Source organism: Streptomyces sp. LHD-70 (genome assembly GCF_031157275.1).
Classification (GTDB): Bacteria; Actinomycetota; Actinomycetes; order Streptomycetales; family Streptomycetaceae; genus Streptomyces.
Genome location: NZ_JAVIFW010000045.1, coordinates 1 through 16,831, shown reverse-complemented (window position 1 = coordinate 16,831; position 16,831 = coordinate 1). Strand labels below are relative to the sequence as shown.

At 71.6% G+C, this 16,831-nt stretch carries 14 protein-coding genes and 1 pseudogene; 7 read left to right on the top strand and 8 right to left on the bottom strand.

Annotated features, from left to right (window positions below; translation table 11 throughout):
- Positions 1-179 precede the first annotated feature (179 nt).
- From RCO28_RS38895 to RCO28_RS38885, 3 genes are all read right to left on the bottom strand, one after another.
- On the bottom strand, positions 180-494 hold the full coding sequence (locus tag RCO28_RS38895; RefSeq protein ID WP_308946134.1) for a hypothetical protein: 315 nt from the start codon (positions 492-494) through the stop codon (positions 180-182).
- Positions 495-640: 146 nt separating this feature from the next.
- Positions 641-1,075, bottom strand: coding sequence for a MerR family transcriptional regulator (locus RCO28_RS38890; protein WP_308946133.1), 435 nt, complete (start codon positions 1,073-1,075; stop codon positions 641-643).
- A complete protein-coding gene (locus RCO28_RS38885) occupies positions 1,072-1,548 on the bottom strand; it encodes a hypothetical protein (protein ID WP_308946132.1) in 477 nt (158 codons plus the stop codon). Before RCO28_RS38885 ends, RCO28_RS38890 begins: the two co-directional genes overlap by 4 nt.
- 253 nt (positions 1,549-1,801) lie before the next feature.
- Between RCO28_RS38885 and RCO28_RS38880 the strand changes: the two genes are divergently transcribed.
- Positions 1,802-2,644, top strand: a complete 843-nt coding sequence (locus tag RCO28_RS38880) for an endonuclease (protein ID WP_308946131.1) — start codon at positions 1,802-1,804, stop codon at positions 2,642-2,644.
- 130 nt (positions 2,645-2,774) lie between these two features.
- Here RCO28_RS38880 and RCO28_RS38875 read toward each other — a convergent pair.
- Positions 2,775-3,204 (bottom strand): annotated as a pseudogene (locus RCO28_RS38875) (GNAT family N-acetyltransferase); the annotation flags it as partial.
- 68 nt (positions 3,205-3,272) lie between these two features.
- On the opposite strand from RCO28_RS38875, the gene RCO28_RS38870 reads away from it, so the two are divergent.
- On the top strand, positions 3,273-3,812 hold the full coding sequence (locus RCO28_RS38870; RefSeq protein WP_308946130.1) for a serine hydrolase: 540 nt from the start codon (positions 3,273-3,275) through the stop codon (positions 3,810-3,812).
- 22 nt (positions 3,813-3,834) lie between these two features.
- Here RCO28_RS38870 and RCO28_RS38865 read toward each other — a convergent pair whose 3' ends face one another.
- Positions 3,835-4,242: a RidA family protein gene (locus RCO28_RS38865; RefSeq protein WP_308946129.1), complete on the bottom strand. Its 408-nt coding sequence runs from the start codon at positions 4,240-4,242 to the stop codon at positions 3,835-3,837.
- A gap of 179 nt (positions 4,243-4,421) precedes the next feature.
- Between RCO28_RS38865 and RCO28_RS38860 the strand changes: the two genes are divergently transcribed.
- The 4 genes from RCO28_RS38860 (at position 4,422) to RCO28_RS38845 (ending at position 9,886) form a co-directional block, all read left to right on the top strand.
- Entirely contained in the window at positions 4,422-4,811 is a 390-nt protein-coding gene (locus RCO28_RS38860; RefSeq protein ID WP_308946128.1) for a helix-turn-helix domain-containing protein, read from the top strand.
- 91 nt (positions 4,812-4,902) lie between these two features.
- Positions 4,903-6,960, top strand: a complete 2,058-nt coding sequence (locus RCO28_RS38855) for a hypothetical protein (RefSeq protein ID WP_308946127.1) — start codon at positions 4,903-4,905, stop codon at positions 6,958-6,960.
- A complete protein-coding gene (locus RCO28_RS38850; protein WP_308946126.1) occupies positions 6,960-8,576 on the top strand; it encodes a hypothetical protein in 1,617 nt (538 codons plus the stop codon). Before RCO28_RS38855 ends, RCO28_RS38850 begins: the two co-directional genes overlap by 1 nt.
- A gap of 167 nt (positions 8,577-8,743) precedes the next feature.
- A complete protein-coding gene (locus tag RCO28_RS38845) occupies positions 8,744-9,886 on the top strand; it encodes a winged helix DNA-binding domain-containing protein (RefSeq protein ID WP_308946125.1) in 1,143 nt (380 codons plus the stop codon).
- Positions 9,887-9,941: 55 nt separating this feature from the next.
- Here RCO28_RS38845 and RCO28_RS38840 read toward each other — a convergent pair whose 3' ends face one another.
- Complete coding sequence (locus RCO28_RS38840; protein ID WP_308946124.1) at positions 9,942-10,907, bottom strand: TIGR01777 family oxidoreductase; 966 nt, start codon at positions 10,905-10,907, stop codon at positions 9,942-9,944.
- A 121-nt stretch (positions 10,908-11,028) separates the two neighbouring features.
- Entirely contained in the window at positions 11,029-13,794 is a 2,766-nt protein-coding gene (locus RCO28_RS38835) for an ABC transporter substrate-binding protein (protein WP_308946123.1), read from the bottom strand.
- Positions 13,795-14,034: 240 nt separating this feature from the next.
- On the opposite strand from RCO28_RS38835, the gene ligA reads away from it, so the two are divergent.
- A complete protein-coding gene (gene ligA, locus RCO28_RS38830) occupies positions 14,035-16,191 on the top strand; it encodes an NAD-dependent DNA ligase LigA (RefSeq protein ID WP_308946122.1) in 2,157 nt (718 codons plus the stop codon).
- A 10-nt stretch (positions 16,192-16,201) separates the two neighbouring features.
- Here the strand turns inward: ligA and RCO28_RS38825 are convergent.
- A partial coding sequence (locus RCO28_RS38825) for an IS481 family transposase (protein WP_308946121.1) occupies positions 16,202-16,831 on the bottom strand: 630 nt, incomplete at its 5' end.

Below are 16,831 nucleotides of genomic sequence, written 5' to 3'. Positions count from 1 at the left end.
AACGCCTCCTCGCCCTCGCCACCGCCATCTGGCACAACTGGACCACCGGAGCCGCAATCAAACGATCCCTGATCGCCTACGACCACTGAGAACTTCGGACTCACACATCTAGCGGGCGGGTCGGACAGCGCGGATCTTCCGGTGCCCGGGCAGGGCGTACGCGCCCGGCCGCAGCTTCCTCAGGCCGTCAGCCAGCGGTGCAGGGCCTCGTGGACGGTGTGGGGGAGGGCGCTGAGCTGGTCGATGGCCTCGCGGTCGCCGGGCAGCGGGGCGATCCCGGCCGCCGTCAGGGCCGCGTTGAGTTCGAGGCGGCGCAGGTCGCGCGGGTCGAGCACCGACGCGACGGCGGGCACGGCAGGCATGGCGGGCACGGTGGGTGCGGCGGACGGCTCGGGGAAGACGTCCACACGCTGGGCCGGGTTCGGCGGCGGGAGGAGGAAGTCGTCCTGCGGCCAGGTGCGGAACGTCGAGTCGGCTACGTGAGGGTCAGTCATCGTGTGCACAACGCTCTCCTTCGCTACGGGGCGCCGTCGTCGACGGCACCGCATGAGAGGCGCGGACGGCCCGCGGCGGTTGCAGGATCGGCCAGGGATCACACGGTGGAAGCAATCGGGCGTTAATCGCACTCGGCGCCGTCGGCTCAACTCGTAGGCGTCTCAGGGACAGTGGACGGCGAGACTTCCCCTCCGCCGTCCACGAGTGCCGCCTCTACGGGACATGCGCAGGCCCCGCCCGCCTCGCCCGCGTCGGCGAGGTGGGCGAGCGCTGTGCGCATCCTGGTGAGGTCGGCGATGCGCACGTCCAGATCGTGGAGCTTCGCGTCGACGACCGTGCGCAGCCGCGCGGACGGCACCGCACCGTCTTGAGCGAGCGCCAGGAAGGCCGCGACGTCGCCCATCCCGAAGCCCAACTCCTGTGCCCGCTGCACGAATCGGACCCGGCGCACATCCGCCTCGGTGTACCGCCGGTACCCGGAGTGCGGGTCGCGCACGGGGGCAAGGAAGCCGCGGCGCTCGTAGTAGCGCAGGGTGCTCGGTGGTACGTCGGCGGCGCGGGCGGCTGCGGCGGAATTCACGGGCTGACCGTCTCCTGGGTGCGTGCGGCGGGTGAGTCGGTACGTGTACGGGCCCGCCGGGACCGTGTCAACTGCCGTGCCTGCGCCAGCAGGAAGCCGACCTCGACGACGAGGAACACGCCGAGCACGGGCGTCACCCCGGCGGCCAGGGCGGCCGTCATCAGCAGAGCGAACGCGGCCCGCCCCACGGTGTCCGCGATCCCGGTCACCGCGTCACGCCGTACGAGCCGCACCACCGCCCACATCGTCACCAGAACGCCGAAGAACGTGACGAACAGCAGGTGTTCGGGCCCGAACGGGGCGGGAAGGTGGCCCGGCAGGCCGAGCCCGGTGTGCGCGGCGCGGACGGCGTCGAGGGCGAGCGACGCGGTCCAGGGGGTGGTGAAGGGGAGGGCGACGGCCAGGTCGTAGAAGGCGCCGATGCGGACGGCGTCGGGGGTGCGGCGGGCTGAGGTGCCGTGCTGTGTGGTCATGCCGGTCACGGTGCACCCCGCACCGCGGTGCAGGGTCAAGTCCGGGCCGCGCGGGGCGCGTACACCCGCCCTCGCCGCACCCGCAAGCGTGGGAACGGGTGTTTACGTGTTCGGCATGGAACAGATATGTCGCGGCTACCGCAGAACCCGGGCGGCGTGGCAGGGTTCGTGGGCCGATGCTTCGTCAACCCCCATTCGGGGGACGAGTGTTGGTGTCACCGTTGCCGATCCGGGAGAGGACACCCCCCACGACATGTCCGCTCATTCCGCACGCCGCCGCTGGCGCCGCCCGCTGCTCGTCGCAGCCGCCGCCGCCTCCATAGCCGTCCCCTCCGTGGCCTTCGCCACGGACAGCGCCACGGACCATCGGCCCGCCGACGCCGGTGCCCGCACCCCGGTCCAGGCCCTGGACGACACCTACTACCAGGACGCGATCGGCAAGACCGGCCCCGAGTTGAAGGCCGCGCTGCACACGATCATCAGCGACCAGACCAAGCTCTCGTACGACCAGGTCTGGGACGCCCTGAAGAAGACCGACGAGGACCCGGCCAACGCGTCCAACGTGATCCTGCTCTACACCGGCCGCTCCCAGTCCAAGGACACCAACGGCGGCAACCCGGACGAATGGAACCGCGAGCACGTCTGGGCCAAGTCCCACGGCGACTTCGGCACGTCCACCGGTCCGGGCACCGACGTCCACCACCTGCGCCCGACCGATGTGTCGGTCAACAGCACGCGCGGCAACAAGGACTTCGACAACGGCGGCGAGGAACTCTCCGAGGCGCCGGGCAACTTCACCGACGACGACTCGTACGAGCCGCGCGACCAGGTCAAGGGCGACGTCGCCCGCATGATCCTCTACATGGCCGTGCGCTACGACGGCGAGGACGGCTTCGCCGACCTGGAGCCCAACGACGAGGTCAACAACGGCTCCGCCCCCGCCATCGGCCGCCTCTCGGTCCTCAAGCAGTGGAACGACGAGGACCCGCCGGACGACTTCGAGAAGCGCCGCAACCAGGTCATCTTCGACGAGATCCAGCACAACCGGAACCCGTTCATCGACCACCCCGAATGGGTCGCGGAGATCTGGAAGTAACGATTCGCCCGCCGAGGCGTACGCACCGGGCCCGGACCGCGCCGGGGTCGCATCAGGACCGCATCAGGACCGCATCAGGACCGCATCGGTCCGGGCCCGTGGCGGGGGTGTGCTCGCGTCGGCGGGCTGGTCAGGCAGCGGCTCGCCGAGGTGCGCGGCGCATCGCCCACAACACCGGTCCGCCGCCCGGAAGTTGGGCCTCACCGAGCACCTCGAAGCCGTAGTGCTCGTAGAACGGCAGGTTGTCCGGCTTCGAGGACTCCAGGTAGACCGGCAGGCCCCCCGCGTCCGCCTGGGCGAGGCCGGAGCAGGGCCGAGCCGTGGCCCTGGCCTCGGGCGGCCGGGTCGGCGCCGACGACCGCGAGATACCAGTGCGGCTCCTTCGGTGAGTGCTCCGCCGCGGCCTCGACCGCGGCGCGGAACACCGGGGCGCGGTCGCCGAGGATGTCCTGCAGCTCCTGGACGGTCCCGGCGTCCGGCACGGCCTTCTCCTGGCCCTCCGGCGCCACCCAGAACGCGGCCGCGGCGTCCGTGCGTTCACACACGCCGTGCGGGCCGGGCCTGCGCCCGGCACGCCGAGAGCACGCTCCCCCAAGCTCTCGGCTCCGCTCGAGCAGGGGGGACCCCCATGACGCCGCAGGGCCCGCCCTTCGGGCGGACGGCGGGACTTTACGGACACGACCTAGGCCTGCGCGACACCTCCCTGCCGACCACTGACCCGGCCGTGCGCGGCTCCCACCTGCACGGATACGACCTCGACGGGGAGGACATGACCCGCTTCAGCCCGTCGTACGACTGGACCGCGGGCGCCATGATCTCCACCCTCGACGACCTCGCGCGCTTCCACCGGGCGCTGTTCTCCGGCCGGCTGCTGCACCCCGCCCAGCAGCGTGAACTCCTCACCACCGTGGACTTCCCGGACGCGCCCGCGTACGGGCTCGGGGTGCAGCGCCGGGAGGTCCCCTGCGACGGCGGGACGGCGCAGGCCTGGGGGAGCGACGGCGCCGGTCCCGGCTACACCAGCGTCGCCCTCACCACCGCCGACGGGGAACGCCAACTCGTCCTCGCGGTCAATGTCTTCGACATCGGGGCGCAGTTGCGGGGCGAGCCGCCGGTGCTGCGCAGCAAGGCCCTCGCTCAGGCGCAGCAGGCCGCGCTCTGCGACTGAACCCGGCCACCGGGGCGGCGCGTCAGTCGAGTACCGCCGTCGCCTCCACCTCGACCAGGTGCTCCGGTACGTCGAGGGCCGCGACGCCCACCAGCGTGCCCGGAGGCACCGGCGTCCCGCCGAGCTTCGCGGCCGCGCGGGACACCCCGTCCAGGAACACCGGCAGCTTCTCCGGGGCCCAGTCCACGACGTACACCGTCAGCTTCGCGACGTCCGCGAAGGAGCTGCCTGCCGAAGCGAGCGCGGTGGCGACGTTCAGATAGCAGCGCTCGACCTGCGCCGCGAGGTCGCCCTCGCCGACCGTGGTGCCGTCGGCGTCCCAGGAGACCTGCCCGGCGACGAACACCAGGCGCGATCCGGTCGCGACGGCCACCTGCCGGTACGCGCCGATCTCGGGCAGGCCGCGGGGGTTGACGAGGGTGATGGCCATGGTGGGTGCTCCTCGGGGGCGTTGCGGAGGGTGTTGTGCAGGGCGTAACGGAGGGCGTTGCGGAGGTGATGGTCCAGAGCGTTCGGTAGGGCGCCCGTGGTCACTTGTGGTTACTCGGGAACCGTAGGAGAGTCGGCGACGACCTGGAAGAACGCACTTTTCCGTGACCGAGGAACCAGATGGTGACCAAGCAGTTCAACGGCCCTCCCGAGGACGCGGCCGATCTGAGACGGGCCGACTCGCTGGCGCGCGAGATCTTCTCCGACGTCGCCAACAAGTGGGCGTTCCTGATCATCGAGACCCTCGGCGACCGCACCCGGCGCTTCAGCGAGGTGCGCGACGGGATCGAGGGCATCAGCCACAAGATGCTCACGCAGAACCTGCGCATGCTGGAGCGCAACGGCCTGGTCGAACGCCGCGTCCACCCCACCGTGCCGCCCCGCGTGGAGTACACCCTCACCGAACCGGGCCGCGGCCTGCGCGCCACCGTCGGCGCCATGTGCGACTGGACCCAGCGGCACATCGGCGCCATCGAGGAGGCCCGCCGCCGCTTCGACACCGCACCCTGACCGGCTCCCACGCACGAGAGCGATCAACTGCCTTGCCTCGGCGTGCAGTTGGTACGACGATGAAGCCTCCCGAAGGCTGAAGGGGGCTCGGGTGGCGTACGAGGAGTGGGCGGGGGCGTCCGGGCGTGACCTGGTCCTCGACGACTGGTTCACCCGGCAGCTCGTCGCCGCGAGCGGAAGCAGGCACGGGCGGGACGTGCACGTGCTGCTCGGCGGCCCGGGCAGCGGCAAGTCCAGCCTGCTCGCCGCGTTCGAGGAGCGCGCCGCAAACACGTACGTCGCCCACATCGACTGCGCCGGGCTCCCGGACGGCGTGCAGGGCCCCGTGGACGTCCTGGCCCGTGTCGTCTTCCAGCTGAGCGCCGAAGTGCCCGGCCTTCCGCCCATGCAGTTGCCCGCCTACGCGGCGCTGCGGCTCGCGCTCGCCGTCCGCACCGACCAGGCCGACCGGGACGCCGCCCTGGCCGAGCTGAGCACCGCCCTGGACGAGGGGCGCGGCCGGGAGCAGTCCCTCGACCTGTTCCTGTCGCTCGCCGAGAGGCTCGGCTCGCTCGCCGGCATGCCCGCCTGGGGGCTCGCGGCCCTGCCGTTCCTCTCCGAAGGCATGCGGCGCCTCCAGGAGCACCGGGTCAGGCGCGCCCTGGCCCGGCATGTCGGCGCCCCCGCGTCCCCGGAGGACTTCCTCGTCGGGCTCGGCCACGGCCTCCAGCACGGCGACGACCGGCAGCGGCGGCGCGCCCAGGAAGTGCTGCTGCGCGCCTTCCTCGACGACCTGCGCCGCGCCTACGACTCCGCCAAGGGCCACGAACTGCGCACCCTGCGCTGCCTGTTGCTCCTCGACAACGCCGACGACGACCGCGGCCAGGCCTTCCTCGACACCCTGCGCACCGCCCGCCGGGGCGGCCCGGAGGACGGCGACCCCCTGCTCGTCCTGGCCGCGGCCCGCAGCCGCCCCCGCCTGGTCGAACCGCTCGACGTCCCCGCGGGCCGCCTGCTGACCTGCTGGTCCTCGTACGCGGAGCGCGCACCCGCCCGATACGCCGACCGGACACCGGACCTGTACGCCGAAGCGGACGAGGAGCGCTTCGCACCGCTCGACGTGCGCGGCAGGCCGCATGTGCGCGTCGCCCAGCTGCGCCCGCTCACCCGCGCCGAGGTGGCCGAGCAGTGCCGGCCGCTCCTCGCGCACCTGCCGGACCCGGCCGGTGTGCGCCGTCCGGCGGACTGGCTGGCCAGGATCGTCCACGACCTCACCGGTGGACAGCCCTTCGCGACGGCGGCCGTCCTGCGCCGACTCCTGCGCTTCGACGACGAGTTGCCCGTCGTCACGCGGCTGCGCCGGATCTTCACCCTCGCCCCGCACCGGCCCTCCGTCGCAGAGGAGGCGTACGAGCGGCTCTTCGGCGATGTGCCCGCGGCGGTCCGCGCCCGCCTCCCGCGCGTGGCGGCGGCCGCCGTTCCCGTACAGGCCCTGGCGGCCGACGCGTTGTGGGGGAGGGGCAACCATCTCCTTTACCAGGTGACGGAGTTGATCGGCGACGAGCTGCGCTTCGACGTGGTGGAGCTCGACGGCGGCGACGTCCTCACCCTGCCGCCGATCGCCCGCCGCCACCTCCTCCAGCACCTCGCCCGCAGCGAGGACAGCGCCGAAGCCGGAACCTGGACCGGGGCGCACCACAGGCTCCGGGACGCCCAGCGCGGCCGGGACGCCGCGTACCACCACCTCGCCCTCGGCGACGTACCGGCCGCGACCCGGTTCCTGCACGGCCTCCTCCAGGACGTCAAGGAGGGCGGCGTGCACATGGCCGAGTGGTGCCGGGCCCTGTCGTGGGTGCAGCGCGCCCCGCACCCGCGCCTCGCCGCGCCCGACGACGGCACGCAGGAGTACGAGGCCGCCGTGGAACGCCTCGGCACCAGGGTCCCCGCCGAGCAACTCCCCGTCGCGCGGCTCCTGATCGCCGGCCAGCTCACCCTGCACCCGCCGACCGACCCGTACGCCTCGCTCTGGTCGGACCCCCTGTGGGACCCGACGGCGCGGCTGCGCACGGAGATCGCCGTCCATCTGCAGCAGCTCAGCGAGGACGTTCCGCACCTGCGGGGGCTTCCGCTGCACGAGCGCATCCAGTCCTACGACAAGGAGCCGTGGTGATGCCCGGATCGCCCGAACGGGACCGCCCCGACCGCCGCGGTCCTCTCGCCCGCCCCGACCGCCGCGGTCCTCTCGCCCGCCCCGAGCCGGCGCCCGTGCCGTGGTGGCGCAACCGCCGCAACCTCACCGTGGGCGCGGTCGGCGCCGTCGTCCTCGCCCTCTGCGGCTATCTGGCCCTCGGCTCCGGCTGGGGCTCGATCCGCTACCTCACCCAGCGCTGCGCCGACCGCGTCTGGGAGCGCGGGCCCGCCGAGGAGTGCACCGGCGTCAGCGACGGAGGCTTCGTCTTCGGCGAGCTCGACGACATCTCCGCGTCCATCAAGAAGGAGAACGACCGCGTCACCGGGGGCAGCCTTCCGTACGTCACCGTCGCCCTGCTCATCCCCCTGACCACCGACGAGACCGACCTGAACCGCAAGGCCGCCGTCGAGCGGCAGATCCGCCACGAGGTGCAGGGCGCCCACCTCGCCCAGCGCCGCGTGAACGACCGCGGCTCACCGGCCGTCCGGCTCGTCCTCGCCAACCCCGGCCTCGGCAGCGCCCAGTACGCGGCGGTGGCTCAGGAGCTGGACGAGATGGCGCGGTCGAAGGAGGACAACCTGCGGGCCGTCGTGGGCTTCGACATGAGCGAGGAGAACACCAAGAAGGCGATCAGGCACCTGACCGAGGACCTGCACATTCCGGTGGTCGGCGGCCCCATCACCGCCTCCGACCTGACCATGCCGGGCCTCGCCCGGATCGTCCCGCCCAACGAGGACCAGGCCGAGGTGCTCGCGAGCCTGCCCGACGACGACAACGTGTTCCTGGTCGAGGACACCCGGCCGGGCGACAGTTACGTGGACACGCTGCGCGACGCGTTCAACGCGAAGCGGCCGAGCGGCGCCCTGGAGTCCGAGCAGTACCGCTCGTCCGGTGGCTCCGACGACGACCCCAGCCTCGCCGGTGACTTCGAGAACATCGCCCAGAACATCTGCCAGTCCGGCGCCAAGGACATCTACTTCGCCGGACGGCCGCCCCAACTGCGCATGCTCGTACTGGAGTTGGGCAGCCAGCCGTGCGCGAGGACGGAGAACAGCTTCCGCGTCATCACGGGCTCGGGTGCCTCGACGGTCGACTCGTACGTCAAGCGCCACGAGCTGGACGAGTGGCGCCGGGCACTCGCCCGCGTCACCGTCGAGTACGCCGCCGTGGGCCACCCCGAGGCGTGGGAGAAGAGCAAGGCTCCGGAGGCGGAGGACGCGCGTACCGAGATGAAACACCTCAAGGCGGCGGTGGCCGGACTGAAGGACGCCGACCTCGAGGACTCCCGCCTCATGACGATCTACGACGCCACGCGCACGGCCGTCACCAGCATCCGCCGCCAGGCCGAGGGCGGAAAGCGCATCCCGCGCCCGGACGAAGTCGCAAGCGGCTGGCACCAGTTGAAGAGCGTCAACAAGATCAGGGGGACGACGGGCTGGATCTGCCTCGACAACCACGGCAACGCGTTCAACAAGGCCGTGCACCGTGTACGACTCGACCCGAAGTGGCAGCCGGACCAGAAGCTCGACTTCGTGGGCGTGGCCTGGCCGGAGGGCAAGCCCTTGGACGCTACCTGTACGGCGCCGCGCCGGTGAGGGTGCACCCTCACCGACGCGGCGCCAGGCCGTTGAGGGATGTGCAAGGTGATCAGAATGTGGAGACGAAGGCGCGGGTCGGGGCCGGGGCCCAGCCGTCGAGCAGCGTGCCGACGAGGCCCGGGACGCGCCGCCCGTTGTCAGACCCGCGTGCCAGAATTCGAAGGGTGGAGATCAGTGCGGGAGAACTCAACCGGGCGACACTGAGTCGCCAACTCCTCCTGGAGCGGGCGCCGTTGAGCGTGCCCGAGGCCGTGCGCCGTGTGGTCGCCCTTCAGGCGCAGCACCCCGCCTCGCCCTACCTCGCCCTGTGGAACAGGCTCAGAGACTTCGCGCCCGCCGAGCTCGACGCCGCGTTCACCGACCGGACCGTGGTCAAGGCGACCCTGATGCGCATCACCCTGCACGCCGTGGCCGCCGAGGACTACACGGACTTCCGCGCGGCGATGCAGCCCACGCTGTACGCCTCCCGGCTCGGTTACCGCTTCGCCGAGGCCGGACTCACCCCGGCCGACGCCCACGCACTCGTGCCGGACCTCCTCGCCTTCGCCGAGCGCCCGCGCACCTCGGCCGAGCTGCAGGCATGGCTGGTGGAACGGCTCGGCGAGGAGAAGAAGGACGGCGCCTGGTGGGGCCTGAAGGGGTACGCACCGCTGCAGCACGCCCCCACCGGCGCCCCCTGGTCCTTCGGCCACCGACCGTCCTTCGTCCGAGCCGGGCCCGGCCCCCTCCCGGGCCCCGGGCGCGAGGGGGACGCCGAGGCGCTGCGCACCCTCATCCTGCGCTATCTCGCCGGATTCGGCCCGGCGTCGGTCGCCGACGTGACCCAGTTCGCCATGCTCCAGCGAACTCCCGTACGCACCGCGCTCCGTGCCCTCGGCGGCGCCGTCGAGGAGCTTCAAGGGCCGGACGGCAGCACGCTGTTCGACCTCCCGGACGCACCCCGCCCACCTGCCGATACGCCCGCACCGCCCCGCCTGATGGCGATGTGGGACAGCACCCTCCTCGCGTACGCCGACCGCAGCCGCCTCATCCCACCCGCGTACCGCCCCCTGGTGATCCGCAACAACGGCGACGTCCTGCCCACCCTCCTGGTGGAGGGCCGGGTCGCGGGCGTGTGGAGACCGGCCGATGACGGCATCGAGGCCACGGCGTTCGAGCCGCTGCCCCGGCCGGTGTGGGACGCGCTCGCCGCCGAGGCGCACTCCCTGCGCGCCCTCCTGAGCGAACGCGAGCCGGGGGTCTACGGGCGGTACGGGCACTGGTGGAAGAAGCTCACGGATGCCGATGCGGACGTACGCGTCCTCTGAACGGACGGGGCGCGTCTGAACGACGGGGCGCTTCTGAACGGACGGGCGCGCCGGGCTACTTGCCGCCCCGCCGCGCCGCCGTCCGCAGCCGGGCCCGCCCCACCAGATCGTCGGCGGCCCTCGGCCATGTCTCGTACGTGAACGAGAAGCCCGCGTCGAGCAGCCGACCGGGCACCACGCGACGGCTCTTGAGCAGCAACTCCGTGTCGGACCGCAGCAGGAACGCGCCGATCTCCGCCATCCACCGCGTCGCCGGAAGCCCCAACGGCATGCGCCAACTCGTCCGCAGCGCCCGCATGAAAGCGCGCTGCGGCAGCGGAGCGGGCGCGGCCAGGTTGACCGGGCCGGTCAACTCCTCGTGGTCGACGAGGAATTCGACGGCCCGTACGAAGTCCCGCCCGTGGATCCACGACACGTACTGCCGACCGCCCGCGACCGGACCGCCCAGGCCGAGCCGCGCCATCCGCGAGAGGACGTCGAAGACACCTCCGCGGTCCGGGCTCATCACCATCGCGGCCCGCAGCGCCACCTTCCGGGTGTCCGGGGTGTCCGCCTCCTCCTGCGCGCGTTCCCAGTTCTCGGCGATGCGGACGCTGTACGCCCAGGACGCGGGCACGCCGGACTCGTCGCCGCCGATCACCCCGCTCGCCTCGTCGTTCGGGGCGTTGTGCCGGTGGGCGTACACGGTGGCGGTGCTCATCTGCAGCCATACGCGCGGCGGCTTCGCGGCCGCGGCGATCGCCTCGCCGACGACCCGCGCGGAGTCGACGCGCGAGTCCATCATGGCCCGCAGGTTCTCCTCGGTGTAGCGGCAACTGACGCTGCGCCCGGCGAGGTTGACCACGATGTCGCAGCCGTCGATCTCCGCCGCCCAGTCGCCGAGCGTGACCCCGTCCCAGGCCACGTCCTGCGGGCCCCGCGGTTGCCGGGTCAGGATCACGACCTCGTGGCCCTGCGCCGTGAACGCCCGCTCCAGGATCGCGCCGACCTGACCCGTTCCCCCCGGGATCACGATCTTCATGGTCCGTACCCCCTTGCTTGGTGGCACGAGCGTAACCCAGGTGTTGAACGTGTTCAAAAAATGGGGTGTCGGTCAGGAGTATGACTCGTGGGTCGGGTCAGGAGCGTGACCTGCGTGTCGGTCAAGAGCGTGACCTGGCCTCCTCCGATGGCGGGCACCACTTCGCGCCCGTGCCCGCGCCCTGCCGCCCGCAGAACCCCATCTGCTGCGGCCGCTGGGCGCCCTCCACGCGCTGTACGGAGATGAGCTTGTCCAGCGGAACCTGCTGGTCCACGCCACCGCCGAAGTCGATCACGCCGCTCTCGCCGTCGAGCGCCGCCCGCCCGTGGATCCGGCTCAGCGCGTGCCACACCGCGGACGGGGTCAGCGGGATGCCGGGGGCCGTGTCCCTCAGGCGGGAGATGGCCTTCATGTAGAGGTTGACCGCATCGAAGGCGAGGGCCGCGTGACCGTCGAGCGAGGTGTCCTTGACGCGCCGGCACTCCTCGGGGAACAGCTCCTTCATGGTGCTGTAGAGATCGCTGGGCCCGTCGCAGGAGGCCGAGCCTACGGTGAAGTCGAGGAACTCGAAGGGCACCCGCGGGAAGGCCCGACGGCGCTCCGGGTCCGCACCGAGCCGGGCCACGTCGTCGCCACCGAGGAGCGCGGGCGGGTTCGAACCGCAGGTGTCGTTGGTGGCCCCCAGGATCGTCTCGAAGTCCTCGCTGCGCCCCGCGAAGAACACCAACCCGTCGTAGCCGCAGGCCTGTTCACCGATGGCGCGCGTGCCCTGCCCGTTCGGCGTCCCGGGCGAGCTGGACGACGGGACGTACCCCTCCTGGTCGACCTCGAACCCCGCGTCCTTGAACGACTTCGCCGCGTCCTGGCGCAGGTTCTCGCTGTACTCGTCGGTCGGGTCCAGGGAGTACACGACGCGGACGCGCTTCTTCAACTTGTCCTCGTCGACGAGATGACCGGCGTACGCGGCGGCCACCGCGGCCTCGCGCCGGTTCAGCGGCGAGACCTGGTAGTACATCGACGACTCGCTCGGCAGCGAGTCCGCCGACAGGGTCGTCGCGACCATCGGCAGCCCGACCTCGGTCAGCTGGTCGATCGTCGTGATGGTCGCCTTGCGGCTCTGGTCCAGGCCCGTGACCCCGACGATGCTCGGGTCGGCCGCCATCAGCTTCCCGATCCGGCGCGCGACGTCCGCCCCGTGCCGCATGCCGCTGCCCGCGCTCGCCGGGAAGATCCGCAGCACGGGCTGCCGGTCACCGGCGTTGTCGAGCTGCCGCCGCTGCGCGCTCGCGGCGCCCTGCAACTGCTCGCGGGCGTACGACTGGGCGCCGTTCTGCTTGCGGCCGGGCGCGGTGAGCAGCGCGGTCATGTGCAGCAGCGTGACCAACGGCCGTGCGGGGTTTTCCTGGTGGATCCGCTCGGCCTCCCTGTTCTGCGCGGCGATGGTGTCCATCGTCTTGCGCACCCGCTCGTCCGAGGAGCCGAAGGCGAAGCCGTGCGGCGCGACGCCCACGCATTCGTCGGACTTCGCCGTCCACACCGTCGCCGCGTCCGGGTCGTCGCGGCTCAGGCCGCAGTGGTCCTGCTGCCAGTTGTCGCGGTCGCCGCGGTGGTCGGCCACGCCGAGGCCCACGGTGCCGCCGAGCACCGCGAGCGCGACGGCGGCGGAGACCAGCGCCGCGGCCCGGCTCGTCCACGCGGGCGGGTTCGGTACGGAGAGGCGGCGCGCTATCGCCGCCCCGTCGCGCTGGATCTCGTACCGCTCGTCGCTCTCCGGAACCGTCCCCGGAATGCGTACCGGCAAATACCAGAACTGCACCGGCCGACCGCCGCCCGCACTGCGCACGTGCTCGCACCAGACGTCGTACGGCGCGGGATTGTCGGTCAGTTCCCGCACGCTGAGGGTCTGGTCGCCTCCCGGTGCCTCAGGGCTGGTCGTGATGAGCAGCAACGGGTCGAACGCGCCGATGTCATTGCGTACTTCGGCGAAGAGCCGCACCAATTCCTGGCCGTGATTCCGCTCGCTCACACCCTGCAGAAACGCCACGCCATAGGCCGTACGCCGATGAGCGCGCCGACGCCACGGGCGGCGCCGATAGGAGACCCGCAGATCCTCCAGAAAGGCGTCGATCAGCAATTTGCTGATCTGCTGCGGATCTTCCCGCCCCCAGCGGGGCTGCGTGAGGCGTACGGCGAAACCGATGAACGTGCCCGGATCGGCCGGGGCCATGTACGGCTGGTGCAATAGCCAGCGGTATTCCCGGCCCAGTCCGCGCCAGACCCGGAACCAGAAGATCGGCACCAGATACAGGCCCACGATGTACGCCCACCAGGGAACCGTGCCCTGGAGCGCCACTTCCGTGCTCGGGCTGCGCATGAATCCGAAGAACCGCCGGCGTTCCAGTTCACGGTCGCGCAGCCGCCGCAGGACGATACGGCCGTGCTGGCTGTCGGGCTCCTGCGCGGTGTCCGTCAGCTGCAACAGCCAATTGACCAGACCGAGGCGGCGAAAACGCACCCGCCGGTCGCTTCCGTACCGGTCGGAGGAGTATTTGCTGGCCAGTTCCACGAGAATGCGACGGCAGAGCTCGGCCCGCTGCCACGCCGGATTCAGATAGTTCTCAGCGGTTTCGTCACCGCGCTCGCGGACGACCCGGTCCCATTCCATCTCCATGTCGACCGGCTGAAAGGGAACGGCCCTCGGCTGTGCGTCGTTGAGGGCGTGCTCGATCTGTTCCGCGAGGTCGTCCTGGTGGTCGCCGACGAGGCTCAGAATCGGAATGCCGTCCCGATGGGGAACCTCGCCGGGCAATTCGGTCTTCTTGGGCCGGGAGACGAGCTTTCCCAGCAGTCGGAACAGCAGATCGGCGTGCTCGAATACGGGCGCCACGCTTCCCCCGTCGCGTCAGAGAACGGCCCATGTCGTAGCTCTGGAGCAAGACACCCTAGTGGGCGGTGTGATCGGTGAACAGGCTTGCGGGGCTTGCGATTTGGTCACGCGAACGGGGCTCGGGAGGAGGCCGGGGAACCCTCCGCGGGCGGCTGTCGCGGCCTCCGCCGAGCCGCTGTCGCGGCCTCCGCCGAGCCGCCGTCGAGGTCGATTGTCAGTGGTGCACGGCAGGATGGGGGCATGACGACAACCACTGCCGTTCCTCCCGTTGTTCCTGCTGGTCAAGCGCCCGCCGAGGCCATCGCGCTGTCCTCCGCCACCGCCTATGCGGCAGCGGTCGAGCAGGCGGTCCAGGCTGCCGCCGCGTACTACGACAACGGCAGCTCAGCCCTGGACGACGACGCGTACGACCGGCTGGTCCGCGCCATCGCCGCGTACGAGGCGGCGCACCCCGACGAGACCCTGCCGGACTCGCCCTCGGGCAAGGTGGCGGGCGGCGCGGTCGAGGGGGACGTGCCGCACACCGTCCCGATGCTGAGCCTCGACAACGCCTTCTCCGACGAGGAGTTCACCACCTGGGCCGCCTCACTGGAGCGCAGGATCGGCCGTCCGGTCGCGTCCTGGAACGTCCAGCCGAAGCTGGACGGCCTCGCGATCGCCGCCCGCTATCAGCAGGGCCGCCTCACGCGACTGATCACCCGGGGCGACGGGACGGCCGGGGAGGACGTCTCGCACGCCATCGGCACGATCGAAGGGCTGCCCGCAGAGCTGACCGAACCGGCCACGGTCGAGGTGCGCGGCGAAGTCCTCATGACGACAGCCCAGTTCGAGTACGCGAACGAGGCCCGCACCCAGCACGGCGGCGACCCGTTCGCCAACCCGCGCAACGCCGCCGCCGGTACCCTGCGCGCCAAGGACCGGGCCTACACCGTGCCCATGACGTTCTTCGGGTACGGCCTGCTGCCGCTGCCCGACACCGACGACGGCCTCGCCGCCGAGCTGGCCGACTCCGCCCACGGCGACCTCATGGACCGGGCCGTCCGGTACGGCATCAACACCCCGGCGAGCACGGAGGTGCCCGGCACGGTCGTCAGCACCGTCGAGGACGTCCTCGCGCGCGTGCGGGAGATCGGGGCGCTGCGCGCACAACTCCCGTTCGGCATCGACGGGATCGTCATCAAGGCCGACCTCGCCGCCGACCAGCGGGCGGCCGGAGAAGGCTCGCGCGCCCCGCGCTGGGCCCTCGCCTTCAAGCTCCCCGCCGTAGAGAAGATCACCAAGCTGCTCGACGTGGAGTGGAACGTCGGCCGCACCGGCATCATCGCGCCCCGCGCCGTCCTCGAACCCGTGGACATCGACGGCTCCACCGTCACCTACGCCACCTTGCACAACCCGGCCGACATCACGCGCCGCGGCCTGCGCCTCGGCGACCACGTCATGGTCTACAAGGCGGGCGACATCATCCCGCGCGTCGAGGCCCCCGTGGCCCATCTGCGCACGGGCGACGAGCGGGAGATCGCATTCCCGGCGGCCTGCCCGCAGTGCGGTTCCGGGATCGACACCGGGGAGCAGAGGTGGCGCTGCGAGCGCGGCCGCAACTGCCACCTCGTCGCCTCCGTCACCTACGCCGCGGGGGGCGACCAGCTCGACATCGAGGGCCTCGGCCACTCCCGCGTGGTGCAGCTGGTCGACGCGGGCCTGGTCTCCGCGCTGCCGGACCTGTTCGACCGCCTGACCAGGGACGACCTCCTCGGCCTCGATCGGATGGGGGAGACCAGCACCGACAATCTCCTGGCCGCCCTTGACGCCGCGAAGCGGCAGCCGCTGTCGCGTGTGCTCTGCGCCCTCGGCATCCGGGGCACGGGACGGTCCATGTCCCGCCGTATCGCCCGCCACTTCGCCACGATGGACGCGATCCGGGCGGCGGACGCGGAGGCGATGCAGCAGGTCGAGGGCATCGGTGGGGAGAAGGCCCCGGTGATCGTCACCGAACTGGCCGAGCTGACCGTCCAGATAGACCGCCTCGCGGCGGCGGGCCTGTCGATGACGGAGCCCGGCGCCACTCCGCCGGCCGCTCCTGTGGCCGAGGGCGTGGCGGACGGCTCGGCGGAGGAGGCTGTCGCCGACCAACCCCCGGCGCCCGCGGGCCCGTTGGCCGGGATGAAGGTCGTGGTGACGGGCGCGATGACGGGCCCACTGGAGAAGCTCTCCCGCAACGAGATGAATGAACTGGTGGAGCGGGCCGGAGGCAAGGCATCGGGAAGCGTCTCGAAGAACACCAGCCTGGTCGTGGCGGGCGAGGGCGCGGGCTCGAAGCGCACGAAGGCGGAGACCCTCGGCATACGCCTGGCCACCCCGGACGAATTCGCCGAGCTGGTCGGGGAGTTCATCCGGTGATGGCCAGGCGCTAGGTGTATTGACCTGAAGCGTTGTTCACACGGGTGATGGGTGGTTGGCCGCCGAGTGCGGTGTGGCTGCGGTGGTGGTTGTAGGTGTGGAGGAAGTCTGCCAGGGCTTCGGTGCGTTGGGTGTTGCTGGTGTAGGGCCGTAGGTAGGCCCATTCGTCGAGCAGGGTGCGGTTGAAGCGTTCGACTTTGCCGTTGGTCTGGGGGCGGTAGGGGCGGGTGAGTTTGCCGGTGGCTCCGAGTTCGGCGAGGGCGGCCTGCCAGGCCAGTGCCTTGCGGTAGGCCCAGGCGTTGTCGGTGAGGACTCGTTCGATGGTGGTGATTCCGTGGTTGTGGAAGAACGCGGCCGCGCGGGTGAGGAAGCCTGCGCAGGTGGCGGCCTTCTCGTTGCGGTGGATCTCGCTGTAGGCGAGGCGGGAGTGGTCGTCGACGGCGGAGTGGACGTAGTCGAAGCCCATGCCGCGGATGGGGCGGCCCGCGTCGCGGCCATGGGCCTTGTGGCCGCCGCCGTCGGGGATCCGGCCGAGTTTCTTGACGTCGACGTGGATGAGTTCGCCGGGGCGGTCGCGTTCGTAGCGGCGGATCACGGTGCCCGTCGGCCGGTCCAGCCAGGCCAGCCTGTTCAGGCCGTG

What these genes read in the sequence shown, in the direction of transcription:
- RCO28_RS38895 (WP_308946134.1), bottom strand. Translation starts at nt 494, where the DNA reads ATGACTGACCCTCACGTAGCCGACTCGACGTTCCGCACCTGGCCGCAG.
- RCO28_RS38885 (WP_308946132.1), bottom strand. Translation starts at nt 1,548, where the DNA reads ATGACCACACAGCACGGCACCTCAGCCCGCCGCACCCCCGACGCCGTC.
- RCO28_RS38880 (WP_308946131.1), top strand. Translation starts at nt 1,802, where the DNA reads ATGTCCGCTCATTCCGCACGCCGCCGCTGGCGCCGCCCGCTGCTCGTC.
- RCO28_RS38870 (WP_308946130.1), top strand. Translation starts at nt 3,273, where the DNA reads ATGACGCCGCAGGGCCCGCCCTTCGGGCGGACGGCGGGACTTTACGGA.
- RCO28_RS38865 (WP_308946129.1), bottom strand. Translation starts at nt 4,242, where the DNA reads ATGGCCATCACCCTCGTCAACCCCCGCGGCCTGCCCGAGATCGGCGCG.
- RCO28_RS38860 (WP_308946128.1), top strand. Translation starts at nt 4,422, where the DNA reads ATGGTGACCAAGCAGTTCAACGGCCCTCCCGAGGACGCGGCCGATCTG.
- RCO28_RS38850 (WP_308946126.1), top strand. Translation starts at nt 6,960, where the DNA reads ATGCCCGGATCGCCCGAACGGGACCGCCCCGACCGCCGCGGTCCTCTC.
- RCO28_RS38840 (WP_308946124.1), bottom strand. Translation starts at nt 10,907, where the DNA reads ATGAAGATCGTGATCCCGGGGGGAACGGGTCAGGTCGGCGCGATCCTG.
- ligA (WP_308946122.1), top strand. Translation starts at nt 14,035, where the DNA reads ATGACGACAACCACTGCCGTTCCTCCCGTTGTTCCTGCTGGTCAAGCG.